The organism is Maribacter polysiphoniae (assembly GCF_003148665.1).
GTDB classification, from domain to species: domain Bacteria; phylum Bacteroidota; class Bacteroidia; order Flavobacteriales; family Flavobacteriaceae; genus Maribacter_A; species Maribacter_A polysiphoniae.
Map to the genome: position 1 here is coordinate 132,098 of NZ_QGGQ01000011.1, position 19,676 is coordinate 151,773.

The window sequence follows — 19,676 nt, forward strand, 5'->3', positions numbered from 1 at the left end:
TATCGAGATAAAATGTACTTTAATCTTATAAATTCCAAAAGAAAATGAAAATTTGTAAATTCCCAGTGTTTTCAAAAAAATATGGGGAATACCTTACAAAAGACCAATAACCAGCTCGTTACCGCTTTTAAAAACAATGATCAGAAGGTTATGCAAGAGGTATATCAAAATATATTTCCCAAATTCAGGAGCCATGTTTTTAAAAACAATGGAGGTGAAGCACAGGCCAAGGATGTATTTCAAGAATCTTTTATTGCTTGCTGGCGAAACGTCAAAAAAGATAAACTTAAAGAGAATAGTAATCTAGAAGCCTATCTTTTTACCATAGCCAAAAACAAATGGACGGATTATTTACGTTCTGCCCATTTTAAAAAAACGGTTTCTGATGACGGGGTCATTGCCATGCGGTCCAATGGCGAAGATCAGTGGAATGAAAAAGAAGAGGAAAACAAATTAAATGCCCTTCATAGGGCCTTGAAACAACTAGGAATATCTTGCAAAAAGCTATTGACCCAATTCTATTTTGAGCGAAAGTCTATGGATGAAATTGCAAAGGACCTTCAACTTGGATCAGCATCGGTACGGAACAAAAAATACCGATGCATGGAAAAATTAAGGACATTGGCCATGGAAACAAAGAACAATGGATAAGTACCCAGGCTACATAACCCAAGAACAGCAAGAAGAGTTTGAAAGCGTACTCTTGAATCAAATGGATTCTAAAGAAAAAGCTGTGTTCAATCACAAATTGAACAGTGATACAGAACTAAAAAAACAGTTTGAAGAGTTTAAAGAACTGTTCTTAGCCATTGAGGAAGAAGGTCTCAGAAATATGATGGCCACCTTCCATAATAACCTTAAAGGGGAATCTAGCACAATAACCAGTACAAAGAGTAAATTCCATTGGTACCGAATAGCGGCAAGTATCGCCATATTGATATCATTGGGCATATGGTTTTTCAACAAACAAAGTCCTAACGAGAAACTTTTTAAACGTTATTACTCTGTAGATCCTGGTCTTCCAACCGTCATGGGCAACAATGATAATTATGCTTTTTATGAGGCAATGGTCGATTATAAGCAGGGGAATTACGATGTGGCCATCAATAAATGGGAAAAGCTTTTGCTTACAAATCAGGATAGCGACACACTGAATTATTTTTTAGGAAGTGCTTATTTGGCAAATGGGAACACTAACAAGGCCATTATTCTTTTTGAGAACACCTTGAACTCCGGCGCACCAACTTTTAGCAAAGAAGCCCATTATTACATGGCTCTTGCGCTATTAAAAAACAACAATATCGAAGAAGCCATCAAACACCTAAAAATGGTTCCGGATGAAAAGAGTCAGGAGTTACTGAAAAAAATCCGAGAATGAAATTCACAAAGTCGCATGTATTGGTTTCCATACTTTGTATTGTACTGTTTTGCAGTGTCAACGCACAACAAGGTGATGTCTTGGATAAAATAGACAGCCTGATCGCCACCAATGACTTCGTTAGTGCCCAATTGATCCTTGAAAGTGAAATGGACAATCCAAGAAGTCCTTTATTGGGACAGCTGGTCTATCCTTTGGGAAAGATGGAATTCTTACAAAATCCGGAAACAGATTTTATAAAAGCCTTGGACTTGTATGCCCAGATAGATTCCAGAAAATTAAGAGACACCATTGCATACGGGGCCAATTTAGGAATGGGAATCCTGTACATAGATCAAGGCACGCCATCAAAAGCACAAAAATTTTTAAGAGAAGCAAACAGTTTGGCCAAAGAATTAGGCGATATCCATCGAATGGTCGAATCTGAATTTCATTTAAGTGAATTGGGCATTAAATTGGGCGATTTCAGTTTATTGATAGCCCACACGGACAACGCTCTTGATTTAATTCAAAAAAACGATTCCAGAAATTTCCCTTTGGCACCCCGAATATACAATTACAAAGGTGCCCTAATGCATTTTAATGCAAAACCTGACAGTGCCGATTACTATTTTAAAAAGGCAATCAATGCTTTGGACAAAACCGATAACGACCCAGAACAAACCGATTATCTTCCGGGCACCATCTACGGCAATTGGTTCATGGTCAAACAGTCCTCGGGCAATTTTGATGAAGCCATGCGATTCTCACTAAAAACAATAAACCATTACAATGCTTTTTTGAACAAAACCAATAACCATCCCTTAACGGAAAAAGTGTACGGAAACCTAATTATCTCCTATAGAAATTTGGGAAGCCTGTATTCCGATTTGGGGGAGAAGGAAAAGGCAAAAAGAATTGCCATGCTAGGGTATAACCATGCAAAAAAACACTTCCTAAAAAACACGATACAGTATTTTGGTGCCGCTTTGATGGTAGGTGAATCTTTACTGTACAATAATGACCTAGAAAAAGCAAAAATTTATCTGGAAGAAGCTAAATCCTCTTTAAACTCAATCAAAGGGGAGAATTATTCATACCAAGCCAACCTTTACGGAGTATTGGGCGACTTAGCTTATCAAAAAGGTAATTACCAAGAAGCCGTGGACTATTACCATAGAACGCTTCAAGCGTATAAAAACAGTAATGGACAAGGATTTTCACAAAATGAGGTTTATATAAATATCAACCTGGCCAAATCTTATTCAAATCTGAATGAGTATGCTGAAGGCATTCGTATAATCAATAATACCCTTGCCGAGGTTATTTCCGTACATGGAACAGATAGTTATTTGGCAAATGAGGTGCGAATAGCCAAAGTCAAAATAATTTTTGATCAAAAAGATTATAAAGGCACTATTGAACTGAGCAATCAAATTTTGGGCTCATACAAAAGCCAATCGTTCAACAGTATAATTTCTGAAGAATTTTTTAGCCCAAACCAACTAAGGTTATTGATTTACCTCACCAAAGCCCAATATGAAATGGACACGGTCAAAACAGTCGAGAGTTTGAGTGAAATCACCAACGTTATAGAGAACGCCATCCAAAGAATTGAAAGAAAAAAGTCACTGATCACTAACGAGGATGATATCAACGTGCTTTTAGAAAACAGTCGGGAATTGTTTGATTTTGGTAAAAAAGTCTATCGTAAATTGTTTGATGTAGCAGGTAACAAAAAGTATTTGGAAAAAATTATCGAACTTCACGAATCTTCCATATATCACCGAATTCGCACACGACTCAATCTAACCGAAAATAAGCTTACCCCAGAAAATATTAGGGTGGAAGAAGAATTATTGCGCAAGAAAATCAATTCATTTTTTGATACAGCCGAAGAAACTCAATTTAATGTCGAAGATTGGAAGGCTTATGTCAAGGAGTGGGATGAATACCTTTCTAAATTAAAGACGGAGTACCCCCAATATTATGAATTAAAATATAGTACTGTTTTGACACCTTTGGGCAATCTACAGAAAAATATTGATGGGTTGAGCACCGCGGTACGATATCTGTTCATTGAAAATAAGCTTGTTGCCTTCATCATAACAAATGACGGTATGGAGATGGTCTCTTTACCTTCCAATTTACCGTTGGATTGTATTGCCAATATATCGGATTACCGAAAAAACAGTTCTGAAGTCTTTGAGTGCCTCTCACAGTTATACAAGGCTCTTTGGAAACCAATTCAAAACAAAATTAAGACTGAAAATGTTATTATATTCCCCGACCAAGAATTGTTCAATCTAAATTTTGAACTCCTTACTCCCGAAAAAATCAATTCCTTCGAAGATTTGGCAAATAATAGTCTTTTGGCCAAACATAATATTTCATACAATTATAGCTTACTACTGCTGGATGATAAGCGAAAGGCACTGGATTTTAAAGATGACTTTGTAGCCTACGCACCTACCTTTGACGAGGGTATGAAGCGAGCCTATAAAATAGCTATCAACGATTCTATCAATATTGATAAGACCTACTTGACCTTATTGCCCCAACCTTTCAGCGCAGCCATTGCCGAAAGATTTTCCAAACGTTTTGGGGGGAGGTCATTTTTAAATCAGGAAGCCTCTAAAAATATTTTCAATAAAACGGCAAACGAGCACAAGATCATACATATCGGCACTCATGCGGAATCAAACAATGTAAACCCTGAACTGTCGAGATTGGTCTTTGCAAAGAACATTTCCGACACGACCCTTATCAATGATAATTACTTGTATACCTATGAGATATACAATCAAAACCTAAATTCCAAACTAGCCATCTTAACAGCCTGTGAAACGGGAAAACCGAGCTATCAACCCGGTGAGGGCATGATTTCATTGGCACATGCTTTCAACTACGCAGGTAGTAAAAGCATCTTGACCAGTCTTTGGCAAATTGACGAGCAATCAAGTGCTGAAATCCTGGATAACTTTTATGGTTATCTTGAAAATGGCCTTCCTAAAGATATGGCATTAAGAAATGCAAAGTTGGATTATTTAAATCATGCAGAGGGAAGAACACTCCATCCTCAATATTGGGCAGGTTTAATTTTAATGGGAGATACCCTGCCCATTGAATTATCATCTTCAATGGATAACTACTGGCTCATAAGTATAGGGTTATTATTGATAGTTGTAGTATTCTTAATAATTTGGAAAAGAAAAACCTCCGGTTCCCTCTGAACCGAAGGCCCTGCCAAAACTGAGCAACTCAAATTAGCTTTGATGTCTTACATTGGGATCATTATCATCTGGATCTAGATGTGCTGGGCTACCATCTCCATCATTATCTATAAAGCCCCCACCATCGGGCCGAACATAAAGCTGAAAATTAAAAGGTAAGAAGGTATCTAAAGTACGTGCATCGTACTCAGCCGAAGGTGCCGCAGAAATTTGAATTGCGGAATTTACGGTTCCCAAGCCTGGAACAATCGTTGAACGCACCCATACAATCCCTGTAAATTCTCCAAATTGTATTACCCTACCATTAAAATTGACTAATAAACTTTCAAAATTTTGACTTTCGTTACGAGAACATATAGGTTCAAATCCATTGTTCGGATCATAACCCACCTCGGCAAACATCGTATTGATTTCTTGGGCTATGATTTGATTGAAATCTGAAATACCAACTAGGCTTACATTGGGAATCCAACGAAAAAACACCCTATTGTCAAGCCGCTTTATATCAATCCCTATCGGAAAGTTTTGTACATCCCGTATACCGGTTCCGGTATACCCCTCTGGATATTCAAGACTTAAAAGGGGCTGTTCTATAAATGAAACGCGGCCTCCTGGGTTTTTAATTATGGGCACCTCATCCAATGGCAAGAAAATACCATTGGCCATGTTCCAATAAGCAGCACCCGGTCCTGAATAATCAGTACAAAATTGGGCTTGGACATTTTGTAAATTTTCAGTTGTGGCATCGTCTTTACTACATCCTAGTACTCCTATCAAAATCATTGCAATGCTGAGGTATTTTATTTTTTTCATCTTGGTTATTTTCATATATATCGGAATAAAAGGAAAATGTCATCAAAATTATTTCACCAGGGTTATGTGGATAAGGTTCTCACAACAATTTACATTTGATGCAGGTCCGGAGACAACTGAAAGTAGCCTCAATCATATAAAGAACAAGTCTAAGTGCTTTGAATAGCGTAAAATTAGGCGCTGACAGTATGGCTAAATTTTATTATTGTGGGGAGTATTCCATGATAGACAGTTAACAATCACAAAAATCCACTAACCTATAATTAATCCCTAAATAAAGCTTGTAACCTAAACTAAGTGCGGTAATGCAAGAGGGTAACACGCTGAAGCGTATGTTACAATTTGTATCGTATACAATTATCAAATATTTAAATTCAAAGAAACTAAAACCTCTCTGGATTTTTACGACAAAAGACCCCGAAATCACCATTTTTAGGCAACTTTTTACAGCAATAAAAGAATTCAAGATGTGTCTCTGTTGCCAAGTTGCCTTTTTTTTGAAAACCGTTTACCTACCTATTTAAAGTAATCGCAAACAGCTACCTGCTAACAAATGTTTATTATCGGATTATTCCAACCAAAAATTATGGTATTGGCAATCTGCCCAAAAGCGAAAGCACTATGAACCCTGATTCTAACTTCATCAATAGATTACCAATATCCTATCCTTACTTATCTTGGACTACACTTCCTTGGTATAAATCTGCATGGTGGACAATTTGTTATGACATAAAAGTTTTGTTACCGCTTCAATGGAAACCCTATTGGACATCATGACGGTGATGACAAAAGTATGTCTCTCCAGATGGTAGGAATGATCACCAGTTCATCCGTTTTTTCCCGTTTGGCATAAACTAAATTTCGGTTGTCTATCCCCTTGGTGATCTTATCCCATATAAGCTCCTATACATCCACATAAGAAAGTCCAGTTTAGCACGAAAAGACAAAACAATCCTTTACATATTGAAATCTGTCCTGTTTGAATTCCGTTTCCTCTATCCGTCTTAATTCCATTTGGGTCAGAAACACACGGCAGACCTTTTTGAACTTCAATTGGAACAGGTCTTTCTAGCTTTCTCTGGACGATATCTTAAAAGGTATTGTTCAAAATCAATTATAAATCGATAATTCAATTGTTTCAAATAAATGTCGGGGGTCTTGAATTTGTCGTTTAAAAACTTGTGTAAATAACGCTCAGTGGAATAGTAGTTTTTCATAGTCCCATATTTCAATACGGAATCCATGTTTGTATTGTGATAGGCAATCAGTTCCTTCAAGCTCTTATACCGTTCGTCTTGCCCTAAATAACGGGCTTTGATGGCATGCGCTGTAATCATTTTTCCTTCGGAAAGTAATTGCTTGTGCGCCTCCATAATTTGCACGTACACCTCATCTAAATAACTATTGAGTAGTCGTGCTCTTTGGGTCGTGCCCGTAACCCTTCCCTTGGAAGCATCCCAATCATTCACCGGGATATAACGTTTTAGGCTGATTTCCGCCCGTCTTTTATCAACCGTGATACGGGCATAAATAGTGAGTTTTTCGGGATTGTAAATGATGTCCCGAGTAAAGATAAGTACTGACAAGGTGCTGTTGTTGTGCATGATAAACGTCTTTTAAGTTAACAAACTACGTTTGCAATGACGACCTTAAATACCCCTAAATGCTACTTAAATTTACAACAACTTGTGTATTAATCCATTCACCGAACCATACACCAATTATATGATATCAAACGATATCATCTGATACCATATAAAATGAAAAGAGCTACCAATCAATAGATTAACAGCTCTTTAGTCCCACTTTAAAAGTGGTTCGTCGGGGTGGCAGGGCTTGAACCCAAACACATAAAACTTTACATACCAACAAGTTACATTTCAAAAAAACTTAACTGTTAGCCGATTTGTTGACGATACTTAAATGAACTTAAAGTAAAATGCCTTACTTCTGACGTTACGAATATAAAATATGTTAATTATTAAAACAACCAATTTAGCAGCAAATCTTATAATAATCCATGTGTTTTATATTGTAAATCAACACAATACTTCTTTTAATGAGACAACAAATTTTTCATGTTTCTCAGGATTGGCATTTTTGAGTTTAACAAGATTCCGTAGTTTCCATTGAACGGCGGGAAAACGTTCAAAATCATAGATAGCCCAATTGGGAGTCCCCTCTCCAAAACTTAGTAAGAACTCTTTGTCTTTATCTGTTAGATTTTGATAGATTGTTTTTATCAATTCCTTTCTGTTTTTTTCAAAGTCCTCATAGGTAAAGGGTTCTGGACTCATACCGTCAAACTGGTTAATTAAGGTTTCTCTTTGGTCAATAAAATGGGGATGCAACATTTCGTGCAGGGGCCTGTTGCTGCTCAAAAGGAACAATATGAAACCTTTTTTGATTTCTTCGGTGAATCCTTCATTTTCCAACAGGTATTTTACATCGAACAAATCCCTGGGGTGCTGACGGTCCAATGCAGCGCAGATCTTTCCACCATACAATTGCCCTAAAGGAACTACCGGTATGGCACAGAAAGCATCAAACTCCTCTTGGGTCTTTTCGCATAGCGGTAACCTTACTGTATCATCCATGATACCCCTGTTGATTTGGTTCACTTCCAATTTTATCTGTGCCTTTACAGTAGTGATTTGAAGTTTCAATTTGTCCCTTTTTAAGGTAATTGAAGCTTCTAGTAACATTTTTTCGAGTTGTGTCTTTATACGGTCAAGACCATCAATAATATTCTTAAAGGATGTCTTTCTGTCCTCTATGGGAATATAGGTCAAATCAATATCCACAGACAATCTGGGCATGTCCCGTACAAAGAGGTTGATAGCCGTACCCCCATGCAGTGCGAAAATCGGTTCCTTTGCCACTTCTGGCAATACCTGTAACAATAGGGAAACCTGTTGCTTATAATTACTCATAATTTTCCAATGCTTTAGGGACTGTAATTTGATATTTGGATATATAAACACCGTCCTTTAACAAAGAACGTTTTCCTTTTCCAAGGTCTATATTTTCCAAACTCATATATTTAAACCAATCGTGCCCTGCCTTTTCTGCCATATACAGGAAAAGTCGTTTCACTTTTACCGAGGTACAAGCTTCCAAAAATCCCTGTACCTGTTTCGGCCTAAGGTTGTTCAATCCCTCCATGATTTCGTAGCACTCGACCAGTTCTTGCTTTTTGGGCGATAGGTACAGACATTCCATTAAAGCTCTTGCCGAGTTGGACACCAACAAACTGAAAGCTCCTTGTTCCAAAGTTTGTAGTCCTATATTGGGAGGCAGAAAAGAGGAACTAAAGTAGTTTATTTTTACCTCCCAATTGTATTTTGAAAACCAAGCGGGTAATTTTTCTTCGCTTCCCCCAAACAACGTTACCTGCTTTGTGGATAGCTCCAGATAATGGGTCTTTCCCAATAAGGATAAGGCCGTTTTACCTCCTGGATGGATATTCTGGTCAGCTTGTTCTTGTAATGCAAACAATGCTCCCTGATAGGTAGGTTTATCACCCACTCTCATCCAAGCTCCAGGGCCTATGGAATATATCCAATTGCTCTTTTTATATCGATTAAGCAATTGTGTGGAGAACCCCTTTTCCGTTAACCATGAGCTTAAATAGACAACTCCCGGAGGCTGTGAATTAAGAAGATGGTTTATTTTTTGTTCTTTTTCCAAACTAATAATTTCTGTTTTTAACTTTTTTTAAACCACAAAAAATTCATATAGTTTATTTTGTTTCAAATATACAAACTAATAGTTTGTGTATTTACTTTTTTTTAAACTTTAATATTCAACAAAATTCAGCTTTATTTAAGCCAAATTTGACATAATCACTATTCGGCACAATTAATTTTATATTTTGGATAATTTGAAAGTGCTTTTCCTATTTTGAGAATTTTTGATTTAGAAGAAATAAAAAGAATTCTTGAATAACGCCCCTAGCGTGAAAAAAAACAGTAATAGTATACTACCCACGCCGGATGAAAGAGAACCACTGAAAAATCGATTCTATTTGTAAAGAGCCAAAAGTCTTTTTTTTGTTAAAAAGATAATGGCCAACAAACAAATAGACATGCGAAAAGTAAAACAGATATTCAAGTTGTACAGCGAGGGCGTGAGCAAGCGCCGGATAAGTTCACGGTTGGGACTTTCCCGCAATACCATCATCAAGTACATAGCCTTTTTCAAGCGTGGACTTTCAACAAAAAAGTGGACCATTAGATCAGCCAACATGTTCTTTTCTTAATATCAAATCAAATGTAGTAAGTCCAGATCATTACATAAATAATGTACTTAAAATTAAACATATTTTCACCTTGAATTCTCTATCTTTAATCTGTCCATATTAACCAGAAGACGTCAATAATTCTATATTCAACAAATTAGACTTTTTAATGAAATTTTTTCATGTAACTTTATTAATACTGTCAAACTTTTTTTTATCCGCTCAAGAGCTTATCAAATTTCAAGTTGAAACGGGTAAATATGACCGTATGGATTGCCCTATAGCAGTATGTATTTCACAAGAGTCAATTCTTAAAGGCAACTACAATCTACAGCTAATTGAACATGGAACCGATGATAACACTCCTTTGGCTGCCCAACTTGATGAAAAAGCAGGTAAGTTATATTTTATTTTAAAGGGTTTTACCCCAAAAAATACCACTAGAAAATTTTCCTTAATCCATAGCAAAATAGAATTTAATTTTCCTGAAGTTGATATGTTATGTAGCGAAGGATCATTACAATTATCCTATAAAAACCATCCTATTTTGAACTATCAATATGATCTTGTTTATCCTCCAAAGGGCATAGATTCAATATAAAAAAAATCAGGATTTATCCATCCATTGTGGACACCAGGTGGGGAAGTCTTGACTAGAATACAACCATCCGATCACTTTCACCACTACGGAGTTTGGGGGCCATGGACAAAAACTAAAATCGATAATCGTAATGTAGATTTTGGAATTTAGGAAAGGGAGAAGGGACCGTGTTATTTAAAAAATTCATCTCTAAAAAAGTAGGTAATGTTTTTTCTGAATTCACCGCCCTACAAGAACATATGGATTTTGGTTCCAAAAAAGAAAATAGAACCCTCGTCGATTCCCAGTTCACATGCAATTTCGGACACTCCATGTCCCTATTCAATTTCTTTGAGGATATTAATGCTCTGGCACTCGCTAAACGTACTTTTATTTGGGAGTTAAAATCTAAAATAAATTCGAATTCCATACTGTCCGATGTATCGGAAGAGGGACAGGATATCCTAGAAAATTACTTTTGGACCTATAAGATCAAATTACATCTCCCTGATTATTGTAGGGCTTCACGTACTTTCCTTAACCCATATGTTGTTCGGTCCCAATTTCCCCCCCTTTTGACGAAAAAATCATTCAATATTTCAATAACCACACAACCTTTGTAACAAAACAAACCCCTGTTATATGAAAACAATTTTACTTTTTAAAGTTATCTATTTAGAGACATTCAAGAACATTCAAAATTACGTCGTAAGGCACTATCTCAAAGCTTTTACCTGGTTCACCTTGGCCATGTTCGCAATGGTGCTCTATGTCTTTTTATACAGACTATTTACGGACTTCCAATTCTCTAACCTTTAAACATGTATAGAAAAGGACGGGATGGGAAAGTGTTGATTATTTCCGGTGCCTTTTTTGTTGGCGCTATACTCCTTTTGGTCATTATCATGACCTTTGGAATATAAAGGAATTCCTTTATTAATCAGTCAGTGCTACACTTAAATGTAAAAACACCATAATAGTACATATAGTCGTCGATGGTTACCCATTACCCCTTTAAAAATGATAGGATCTTATTAAAGGATTTAATTGGTCACCCCAGTAATATGTGATAAATTTGACGAGATATCAAGCATCAATATTACTACAGAAATATTTCCCATAAAGAATTTTAATAATTTGATTTTAATACCTGATTATATTTTACAAGTATCAACTAAAGGTATGACTTGATTCATTCATTAGATGAGCAATTACTAAATTTCTATAATAAACTTATGGTAGCTGATTTTTAGTTAATGGATAGTGTTCAAATGCTCCATGAGGTAAAGGGCTCCATAAAATGGAGCCCTTTTTTCAATAATTACAATTCAACTTGTTCCATATGTGTCAATCTAGGGACAATGGTTATCCTTGGTAAAATCGAATCGGGATTAAAAATGTATTTTACTCCTATTTTAGAACCATTCCCAATCAGAAATCCGAATGTCTTTCACTCTAATATTTATGCGTTCACTATTTACAAGGATAATGATTTGTTCATCCTCCTATTTATTAAAATGACTCACCAACATAAATAGAGGCGACGATTACAACTATAAAGAGCCTTTCAACGGGCTGGAAAATATACCTCCCTTGAAATATGCGGAACTCAATTCTTTTGGAACGGGCCCCAAAAGAATTTAAAACGACAACTTTTATAACGTTTTAGAAAAATAAGCGATTCTATCTAGGGGAGCTTAGTTTAGCAGATATGTTGTTTTAAAACTTCTTCATAATTATTACACCTCCAATAATCAGAATCATACCTACGATTCTACCTATACTGATCGGTATTTGTTGTGCTCCCATAATATAAAAGTGCTCCATCAACATTGATATTAATAATTGTCCTGTAACTACTAACCCAAAAGTTAATCCTGGTCCTATCTTAGGAAAGGCAAGTACAATAATTGTAACATAAAAAGCTCCCAATATTCCACCTATCCAGGCATAAGTCGGAGCGTCTTTTATTCCTCTCCAGGAAACATTCTGAGAAGTTAAAAGAATGTAAAGTACTAATGCCAATAAACCTATGGCAAATGATATCATTGAGGCATGGACTGGACTACCACCCGTTTTAGCCAATTTGTTATTCATGGCGGATTGTATAGGAAGAAATGATCCAGCAAAAAAAGCTAATAGAATCCAAATATATTTTTCCACTTGGTCTTAGTTATAAAGTTTAATGGGTTCTTTGATATTGTCTCTGTTAAATTGGATTTCTCCTAATTCAATGACCGTATTAGTTAATAAAGGCATTATCCTCCATTTAAGCCTCGCTTAGCTTCCATCTTCTATGACTCCAAAGCCACATTTCTGGGGATTGGACAATAGTATTTTCCAAACATCTTGCATACTCGATTACAATATTATATCCTTCCGTGCGTGATGGAAATTCCTCAATCAGGTCAAAATGGAGTTGATAGTTCCCCCTCTTAATTTTTATGAATCTAGGAAAGAGAACAACATCATTGGTTTTCTTAGAAATAGTGTTAGCGCCAAGGTAGAATGCTGTTTTCCTGTTCAAAAAATCACACCAGTGGATTGCACTTTTCCTTCTTGGGCTTTGGTCGCCAATGATACAATTCATTACTACCTCGGGATTGTTTTTTTGTGCAATTATCGTCCGATATCCCTTGAATTCCTCAACACATCGTACACCGAACCGCTCCCGTATCAGAAGAATAAGTCCATTGAAATAACGATTGTTTAGGGGACGGTAAAACGTATTGGATGGATAAGTCAGCATCAAAGGTAAATATACAAGCAACTCCCAATTCCCTTGATGGGCTGCGTACAATAGAACATTTCTGCCACTTTCTAGAAAATCTTCAATAATTTCAGGGTTATTCAGACTTAGTCGATTTCTAGCTTCTTCTTTGGATATCGTCAAGGTTTTAAGTGATTCAAAAATGATATCACAAAAGTGCCGGTAAAATCGTTTGGAAATTTTCCTAATTTCCCTTTCATTTTTTTCAGGGAAGGCTTTGCTAAGATTGTTAAAGACTACTTTTTTTCGATATTGTAGGATATAGTATACTAGACTATAAATAGCATCAGAAAAAAAATAAAGCAAACGCATCGGCAATACTGAAAGCATATAAAACGGAAGATATATTAAGGTCTTAATAAATTTCATATTTATAATAGTAAATAGTGAACATACGTATCACTTTGTTCTAAAATCGATTATTGTTAGTACCCCTCTTAGGACTGGGATTAAGTTCAATTTCAAATCTAAATTTACTTTCCATAAAAACTGGCCTTTATTGGACTTCAGAAAGATTAGATTTTAAATATCTCTTTTACTTGGCTAAAATTAAAGAAGTACCGTCATCATCTATCTTGACAACAACAATCTGCAATCAAACGGACTTACTTTTTTATTCCCGTGTTTTATCAGTATTCAAACACCAAAACTGGAATTCCCCTGTTATAGACTTCCTTCAAAAATATCGTTCTTACTAAACTCAATTGTTTAAGAAAATAATACATCAAACGTATTCTTCGATACGAAAATTATTTTTACTTAATGAAATTGAAATCTCACTTTTGAGAATCTGACTCATCCCCTTTTAATCAAGATATTTGGTCAATTCCTTAATGACTCCTTTATTTTCTGTATGACAACTTATAACAAACATTAGTAATATGTGTCCCCTTACGACCATCTCTCAAATGATACCGCTCTTAGTTTTCCGTCTTGAAAAACATTCGATCTCATCTAGAGATTAATAACTTGTTTTTGATTTGACCGAACCGCTTTTACAATAGAATCTTGTCCTCCAAAATCTAAAAATTTGGTTTTGTCAGACCCCTACTTCCAAAACTTCAACATGGGTTTTGCCAACATCGGATCTTGATAGGCTAAAGCTTTTGTTCAATTTGGCCGAGCTCGATTCTACCCTTGCCATCTTCATTTGTCAATTGCTTCGGCCTAAGGATCCAAAATATGTTAATTTAAAGCTATTCCCTTTGTTGATAGTTTGATTCGAAAATCCGGTACTTGAAAAGGGCCACGACCACTGCACCACCAATTCCATTTCCTAACAAAGTAAGTAAGAGAAACCAGAGGTAGTTTACAAAGGAAATGGAACTGGAATGTAAAAAAGCTCCAAAGACTTCTATATTACCCACAATACTGTGGTGAAATCCACCAAACCCGATGACTCCTGTAATCATTACTATGAGCAATACTCGGGTAAGAGAATTCATGGTACTGTTTAACAACCAGGTCAATAATCCCATTAGCCAGCCTGCCACAACCGCACTCAACAAAAGCAACGAAGAATTCTGGTCAATTACATGGCTACCTATTTTTACCATAGTTTCTTGCGTAAAAAGATTTAGATGCGGAGCAAGGGAACCAATGAAAAACGCGAATATCATACCTCCTATGATATTTCCAAGAATGACAATGCTCCAGAAACGCAACAACTCCCAAATACTACGCTGGCCGTTGAGCACTGGTAAAGTCAACACGGAGGTCTGTTCAGTAAACAGAGCCGACTTGCCAAGAATAACCAGTATAAATCCGACTGGATATACCACACTAAAAAGCTTGAAAATAATATTCACATCAAAAGTACCATCCAACAGGAAATATAAAGCACATACAAGAAAATAACTAAAACCTATTTCCAGGCCAGCAATTACGGCACTGAGAAACATCGCTCTATTTTTAATCCTGAAATTCTCTTCTCCCTCATGAATGACGCGACTTAAAATATCAGAGTATTTCTTGGCCCCCCTTACTTCATTGGATTTTTTCTCCAAATCTTTCTGGTGCTCTTCTTGTCCTTTATTTTCTGTTCTCATTCGTGTCTTTACGAACCGCTTTTTCAATAGTAGTTTCACCTTCCAAAAGCTCAAAAGTTTGATTTTGCATAACGCCACTATCCAAAACTTCAACTAAGGTTTTAGCTACATCAACTCTTGAAATGCTACCGCTTTTGTTCAATTTGGAACCGAGCTCGATTCTACCCATGCCATCTTCATTTGTCAATTGCCCTGGTCTAACGATAGAATAATCCAAACGACTTGCACGCAAATGCTCATCGGCGTTTTGTTTTGCTTTCAGGTAGGCTTCAAGCTCTTTATTTTGGGATGGATTATCGGCTCCCATTGAACTTAGCATCACGAATTTTTCGATTCCGGCTTGTTTTGCTGCATCGATTAATCGTTTAGCTCCTTCTTGGTCTACACCAACTACGTTTTTGCCTTTTGACCCAGCAGCGAAAATGATTTTGTTAATTTGGGCGACCACTTGGCTCAAGTCCTCTCCTAAATCTGCCAGTACCGTCGTAACATTTTCGCTTTCAAAATGTTCTTTTTGCTTTTGTTTACGAACCATGGCAACCGGTTTATAGGTGTCTGATTTTTGAAGTATATCAATAATGATCCTTCCTGTGGTGCCATTAGCACCAGCTATCAATACATTTTTTTTCGCATCATTCATTTCTTTCGTTTTTAATAGTTATTTTCTGGGATTTCCCCTTTCATATTGTTTAGGCCAATTTGGGATAATATGCATTTGATCTGCTCCTAGTAAAGCAAAATAGGGATTTCGTAACATCTCCCTACCAATAAAAATTAAATCGGCTTCATCTTTGTCCAAAATATCATCGGCCTGAAAGACATCCGTAATTAAACCTACAGCACCCGTCGCGATGTTTACTTCCTTCTTGATTCTTTCGGCAAAAGGAACTTGATAGTTTACTTTAACTGGGATATTTTGCTGCCTTACCACTCCTCCAGAGGAACAATCTATCAAATCCACACCGTTTGTTTTTAATACTTTTGAAACTTCCACGGACTCATTTATGGTGTGACCTCCAGATGCCCACTCTTCGGCGGATATGCGTACAAATAGAGGCATTTCTTGCGGTATTACAGAGCGGATACCTTTAGTTACCTCGATCAATAGACGCATGCGATTTTCAAACGAACCACCATATTTATCATTTCTTTTATTTGTTAGGGGCGATAAAAATTGATTCAACAGATACCCATGTGCAGCGTGTATCTCAATGGTATCGAAACCAGCGGTCACTGCTCTTTTCGCAGCTTTTACAAATGATTTTATGATGACTTGGATTTCTTCGATCGACAATTCTAATGGAACCAGAACTACATCACCCTTATAAAATGGTATTGACGAAGGAGCAACAGTATGCCAACCTCCAGCTAATGGGCTAATTTGTTTTCCACCTTCCCAAGGTGGTTGACAGCTAGCTTTTCTGCCTGCGTGAGATAACTGGATGCCTGACGACACACCTTGTGCTTTAATAAAAGTTGTGATTCGTTTTAAAGGTTTTATATGTTTATCCGACCAAATTCCCAGATCCGAAGGTGATATTCTTCCCTCTGGTAAAACTGCGGCTGCTTCCGTAAAAACGAGTCCGGCATCTCCAACTGCACGCGAACCTAGATGTACAAGATGCCAGTCATTGGCCATACCATTTTCTGCACTATATTGGCACATCGGTGATACTACAATTCTGTTTGTCAATTCCAAACCTCGAAGGGTATAGGACGAATATAATTTTGACATATCATTTTTAGTTTTAGTAGAAAACTTTTCCAAAGAGGAGACTATTTTAGAATAAATTTTCCTGTTATTTGAAATCAGATTTTAGCGGACAATTGATTAAAGAATAGAGTTGTAGATCGCTTTCAGAAAGTAGTCGACTACCGCAGTCAAATAAAACCTAAACCTATCGGAATTCTATAAACAATAATAAAAAAGCTCTCAGCCGTTATTTATATATTTATTGGACTATACTTTCGGCAGCAATTGGCATATTTTATTTACTTTCATTCTAAAAAAAGTCTAAATGACTTTTTTGTATATATTAATTTCAGCCTTTTTTCTCAAATACTCAGCCATCTGAGGAACTATTCTTTTAAAATGTTCTGTAGACATATGCTTGTTTAAATCTTCTTCTGTTTCCCATTCTTCTAGCATTACTAGTTCTGTTGGCTCGTTTGTATTTTGGTACATTTCATACTTGACACAACCTACTTCTTTTACTGTTTTTTCTACTAATTCCTTTGCCAGTTCTAAAATTTTATCAATTTTATTTTCTTTAGCAAAATTTTTGGCTACCACTTTTATCATAAAATAAATATTCTTTTTTATAATTTATTAATGATTCTGAATTTAAGTCCCTATTCCCTCCTCTTCTCGGAAAAGGAAGGAAGAAACTTCTAATAATTACATCAGAGTATGACCAAAACAACCTATTTTTTAGGTTCTAATTTGGTTAATAATAATTCTGCCACTTTTTGAGAAGAGGCTGGGTTTTGTCCTGTGATGAGCAATCCATCTTCCAAAGCATAGGCCTCAAAATCATTTGATTTGCTATATATGCCTCCTTTTTCCTTCAACATGTCTTCAACAAGAAATGGTACAACATCGGTAAGACCGACCAGTTCTTCCTCTGAATTTGTAAATCCAGTTACTTTTTTTCCTTTCACGAGTGGTTCACCCGAAATATTTTTTACATTTTTCAGGGCTGCAGGAGCATGGCATACAAAGGCGACAGGCTTATTGGCGTTATAAAAGCTCTCGATCAACCTCGCCGAAACTTCACTCTCTGCCAAATCCCATAAAGGACCGTGACCACCAGGATAGAATACTGCGTCATATTCCTTGGTAGATACCTCGGATAGTTTAAGCGTTTTACTTAGTCTATCCAGTAATGCCTCGTCATTTTTAAACCGTTTTGTGGATTCTGTCTGATTTTCCGGTTTATCACTTGTTGGATCGATAGGAGGTTGACCTCCCTCTGGTGATGCCAGTGTTACATTGACATCATTATCAATTAAATAATAATAAGGCGTTGCAAATTCTTCTATCCAAAATCCGGTTTTCTCCCCGGTATTTCCCAATAATGCATGGGATGTTAATACGATTAATATTTCCATTTTTTTCAATTTTATTAATTATTAAATTTATTTCAATTGTTCCAAAAGCTGTTTAGTCCCTTGCAGTTTTTCTTCAGAATATGAAAACCAAAGTGCTTCGGTGTCTTTCTCTCCACTGTCTATTACCATACCTTTATAATTCGCGAATAACTGCAGACCTATTTTACCATGATAACGATTGATTCCAGAGTTTTTCACACCTCCAAACGGTATTCCCGATACCGCATAATGAACCAATACTTCATTAATGTCTACAGAACCTGCCAGTAACTGATTTGCTATTTTATGGGCTCTTTCCATATTACTACTGAACACATAAGCATCTAGACCATATTCAGAATCATTAGCCAATGCTATGGCTTCTTCATCATCCTTTACGATTTGAATTGGCAATATTGGCCCGAATACTTCTTCGTGCATAACACGCATACTGTGATCTACATTAGTCAAAACCGTTGCTGGCCAGAATAAAGTATCGTCATTCTCGGGGAAACCACCTGCAATTAGTTCAGCACCTTTGTCTAATGCATCTTGCAATTGCTCCCTCAAGGTATTGACACCCCTGCCATTAGCCAATGGACCAACATCATTTGATGGGTTGGTATATTCCCCAGAGGTAAGTGCTTCGACTTCCTTTTTAACATTTGCAATAAAAGTATCGGCAACTTTTTCATTAACATAAACGCGTTTTACTGCTTCACATATCTGCCCGTTATTGGAAAAACGTCCGAATACAGTAGCTTTTGCAGCACGAATTAAGTTAGCATCATCTGTAACAATTAAAGGATCACTACCTCCAAGCTCTAACAAAGAAGGTGTTAAGTTTTCTGCCAATTGTTTTTGAAGTTGACGACCTATTTGTGTAGAACCTGTAAAGGCAACAAAATCTATCCCCTTGGTTGTGGCCAAATCACTTCCCAAACTACCTTTTCCATGAACAACTTGTGCCAAGCCATCAAAATCAGAAAATGTATCGTTGAACAGTTTTTCAATTACCTTTCCTATCATTGGAACTGCAGACGTTGGTTTTAAAACCACTGAATTTCCTGCCGCTAGGGCTGTGATTACAGGGGACATTGCTAGACCAAATGGAAAGTTCCATGGAGCAATAACGGCTACCACTCCACGAGGAGTATAACGTACAAGTGCTTTTTTATTTTCTCCAAGATATTCTGGTGTCGGTACATCTTCATCCGCCAGATATATTCCTGCTTTTTCACTATATTCTTCTAGGTCTTCTGCCACTAGGTTAACACCAAACAAATATGATTCTACCAAAGGTTTTCCCATACCTTTTGAAATGGTTTCTGCTATTTCTTCAGCCCGTTCGATAACGAGATTTTTTAATTTTTTTAGATATATACCTCGTTCTTTGTAGGTTAGTGCCGCCCATTTCTTTTGAGCCTGCGCAGCCTTTTCTACCATTTTTGGAAGTTTGCTTTTGGGCGTACTCTCAACATGTTCAAATATCTGTTGCGATGCAGGGTTAACTGCATCTAATATTTCATTTTTCATTTTTTCTAT

General features: G+C 36.6%; 19 protein-coding genes. 7 read left to right on the forward strand and 12 right to left on the reverse strand.

All coding sequences use genetic code 11. The features are described from left to right. Positions 1-81: 81 nt before the first annotated feature. Genes LX92_RS18410 through LX92_RS18420 form a run of 3 tightly spaced genes read left to right on the forward strand, consistent with a single transcriptional unit; the run spans position 82 to position 4,590 of the window. Positions 82-651 carry an RNA polymerase sigma factor gene (locus LX92_RS18410; RefSeq protein ID WP_109653772.1) on the forward strand — a complete coding sequence of 190 codons (570 nt, stop codon included), beginning with the start codon at positions 82-84 and terminating at the stop codon, positions 649-651. After that, entirely contained in the window at positions 644-1,378 is a 735-nt protein-coding gene (locus LX92_RS18415; protein ID WP_109653774.1) for a tetratricopeptide repeat protein, read from the forward strand. The genes LX92_RS18410 and LX92_RS18415 overlap by 8 nt, the downstream gene beginning before the upstream one ends. Further along, positions 1,375-4,590: a CHAT domain-containing protein gene (locus LX92_RS18420; RefSeq protein WP_109653776.1), complete on the forward strand. Its 3,216-nt coding sequence runs from the start codon at positions 1,375-1,377 to the stop codon at positions 4,588-4,590. Before LX92_RS18415 ends, LX92_RS18420 begins: the two co-directional genes overlap by 4 nt. A 33-nt stretch (positions 4,591-4,623) precedes the next feature. Here LX92_RS18420 and LX92_RS18425 read toward each other — a convergent pair whose 3' ends face one another. The 4 genes from LX92_RS18425 to LX92_RS18440 all read right to left on the reverse strand — a co-directional run bounded on the left by LX92_RS18425 (position 4,624) and on the right by LX92_RS18440 (position 9,093). Further along, positions 4,624-5,403: a hypothetical protein gene (locus tag LX92_RS18425; RefSeq protein WP_146197870.1), complete on the reverse strand. Its 780-nt coding sequence runs from the start codon at positions 5,401-5,403 to the stop codon at positions 4,624-4,626. A gap of 1,049 nt (positions 5,404-6,452) precedes the next feature. Then, positions 6,453-7,007: a phage integrase SAM-like domain-containing protein gene (locus LX92_RS22800; RefSeq protein ID WP_223308403.1), complete on the reverse strand. Its 555-nt coding sequence runs from the start codon at positions 7,005-7,007 to the stop codon at positions 6,453-6,455. A 435-nt stretch (positions 7,008-7,442) separates the two neighbouring features. After that, positions 7,443-8,336, reverse strand: a complete 894-nt coding sequence (locus LX92_RS18435) for a nucleotidyl transferase AbiEii/AbiGii toxin family protein (RefSeq protein WP_109653780.1) — start codon at positions 8,334-8,336, stop codon at positions 7,443-7,445. Continuing rightward, on the reverse strand, positions 8,329-9,093 hold the full coding sequence (locus LX92_RS18440; protein WP_223308402.1) for a type IV toxin-antitoxin system AbiEi family antitoxin: 765 nt from the start codon (positions 9,091-9,093) through the stop codon (positions 8,329-8,331). The genes LX92_RS18435 and LX92_RS18440 overlap by 8 nt, the downstream gene beginning before the upstream one ends. Before the next feature lie 719 nt (positions 9,094-9,812). Between LX92_RS18440 and LX92_RS18450 the strand changes: the two genes are divergently transcribed. From LX92_RS18450 to LX92_RS22505, 4 genes are read left to right on the forward strand one after another with little or no spacing between them, the layout of a single operon-like run. Beyond that, entirely contained in the window at positions 9,813-10,244 is a 432-nt protein-coding gene (locus LX92_RS18450; RefSeq protein WP_109653786.1) for a hypothetical protein, read from the forward strand. A 15-nt stretch (positions 10,245-10,259) separates the two neighbouring features. Continuing rightward, the gene (locus LX92_RS23075; RefSeq protein ID WP_109653788.1) at positions 10,260-10,394 is read left to right on the forward strand and encodes a DUF6807 family protein; all 135 of its coding nucleotides are present in this window, start codon (positions 10,260-10,262) and stop codon (positions 10,392-10,394) included. A gap of 17 nt (positions 10,395-10,411) precedes the next feature. Next, complete coding sequence (locus LX92_RS18460; RefSeq protein WP_109653790.1) at positions 10,412-10,846, forward strand: hypothetical protein; 435 nt, start codon at positions 10,412-10,414, stop codon at positions 10,844-10,846. Between the two features lie 19 nt (positions 10,847-10,865). Then, complete coding sequence (locus LX92_RS22505) at positions 10,866-11,042, forward strand: DUF6747 family protein (protein ID WP_170117818.1); 177 nt, start codon at positions 10,866-10,868, stop codon at positions 11,040-11,042. A gap of 900 nt (positions 11,043-11,942) precedes the next feature. Here the strand turns inward: LX92_RS22505 and LX92_RS18470 are convergent. The 8 genes from LX92_RS18470 to LX92_RS18505 form a co-directional block, all read right to left on the reverse strand. Then, on the reverse strand, positions 11,943-12,386 hold the full coding sequence (locus LX92_RS18470; protein ID WP_109653794.1) for a DMT family transporter: 444 nt from the start codon (positions 12,384-12,386) through the stop codon (positions 11,943-11,945). 106 nt (positions 12,387-12,492) lie between these two features. Beyond that, positions 12,493-13,362: a lysophospholipid acyltransferase family protein gene (locus LX92_RS18475; RefSeq protein WP_109653796.1), complete on the reverse strand. Its 870-nt coding sequence runs from the start codon at positions 13,360-13,362 to the stop codon at positions 12,493-12,495. An 827-nt stretch (positions 13,363-14,189) separates the two neighbouring features. After that, positions 14,190-15,041 (reverse strand): formate/nitrite transporter family protein, encoded by an 852-nt coding sequence (locus LX92_RS18480; RefSeq protein ID WP_109653798.1) that lies wholly within the window; start codon positions 15,039-15,041, stop codon positions 14,190-14,192. Next, positions 15,025-15,681 carry an SDR family oxidoreductase gene (locus tag LX92_RS18485; protein WP_109653800.1) on the reverse strand — a complete coding sequence of 219 codons (657 nt, stop codon included), beginning with the start codon at positions 15,679-15,681 and terminating at the stop codon, positions 15,025-15,027. Before LX92_RS18485 ends, LX92_RS18480 begins: the two co-directional genes overlap by 17 nt. 18 nt (positions 15,682-15,699) lie before the next feature. Further along, positions 15,700-16,809 (reverse strand): NADH:flavin oxidoreductase/NADH oxidase, encoded by a 1,110-nt coding sequence (locus LX92_RS18490; protein WP_317047078.1) that lies wholly within the window; start codon positions 16,807-16,809, stop codon positions 15,700-15,702. A 246-nt stretch (positions 16,810-17,055) separates the two neighbouring features. Continuing rightward, positions 17,056-17,343, reverse strand: coding sequence for a putative quinol monooxygenase (locus LX92_RS18495; protein ID WP_109653804.1), 288 nt, complete (start codon positions 17,341-17,343; stop codon positions 17,056-17,058). A gap of 122 nt (positions 17,344-17,465) precedes the next feature. Continuing rightward, positions 17,466-18,152: a type 1 glutamine amidotransferase domain-containing protein gene (locus LX92_RS18500; protein ID WP_109653806.1), complete on the reverse strand. Its 687-nt coding sequence runs from the start codon at positions 18,150-18,152 to the stop codon at positions 17,466-17,468. A 27-nt stretch (positions 18,153-18,179) separates the two neighbouring features. Continuing rightward, positions 18,180-19,667 (reverse strand): aldehyde dehydrogenase family protein, encoded by a 1,488-nt coding sequence (locus LX92_RS18505; RefSeq protein WP_109653808.1) that lies wholly within the window; start codon positions 19,665-19,667, stop codon positions 18,180-18,182. Between the last annotated feature and the right edge of the window lie 9 nt (positions 19,668-19,676).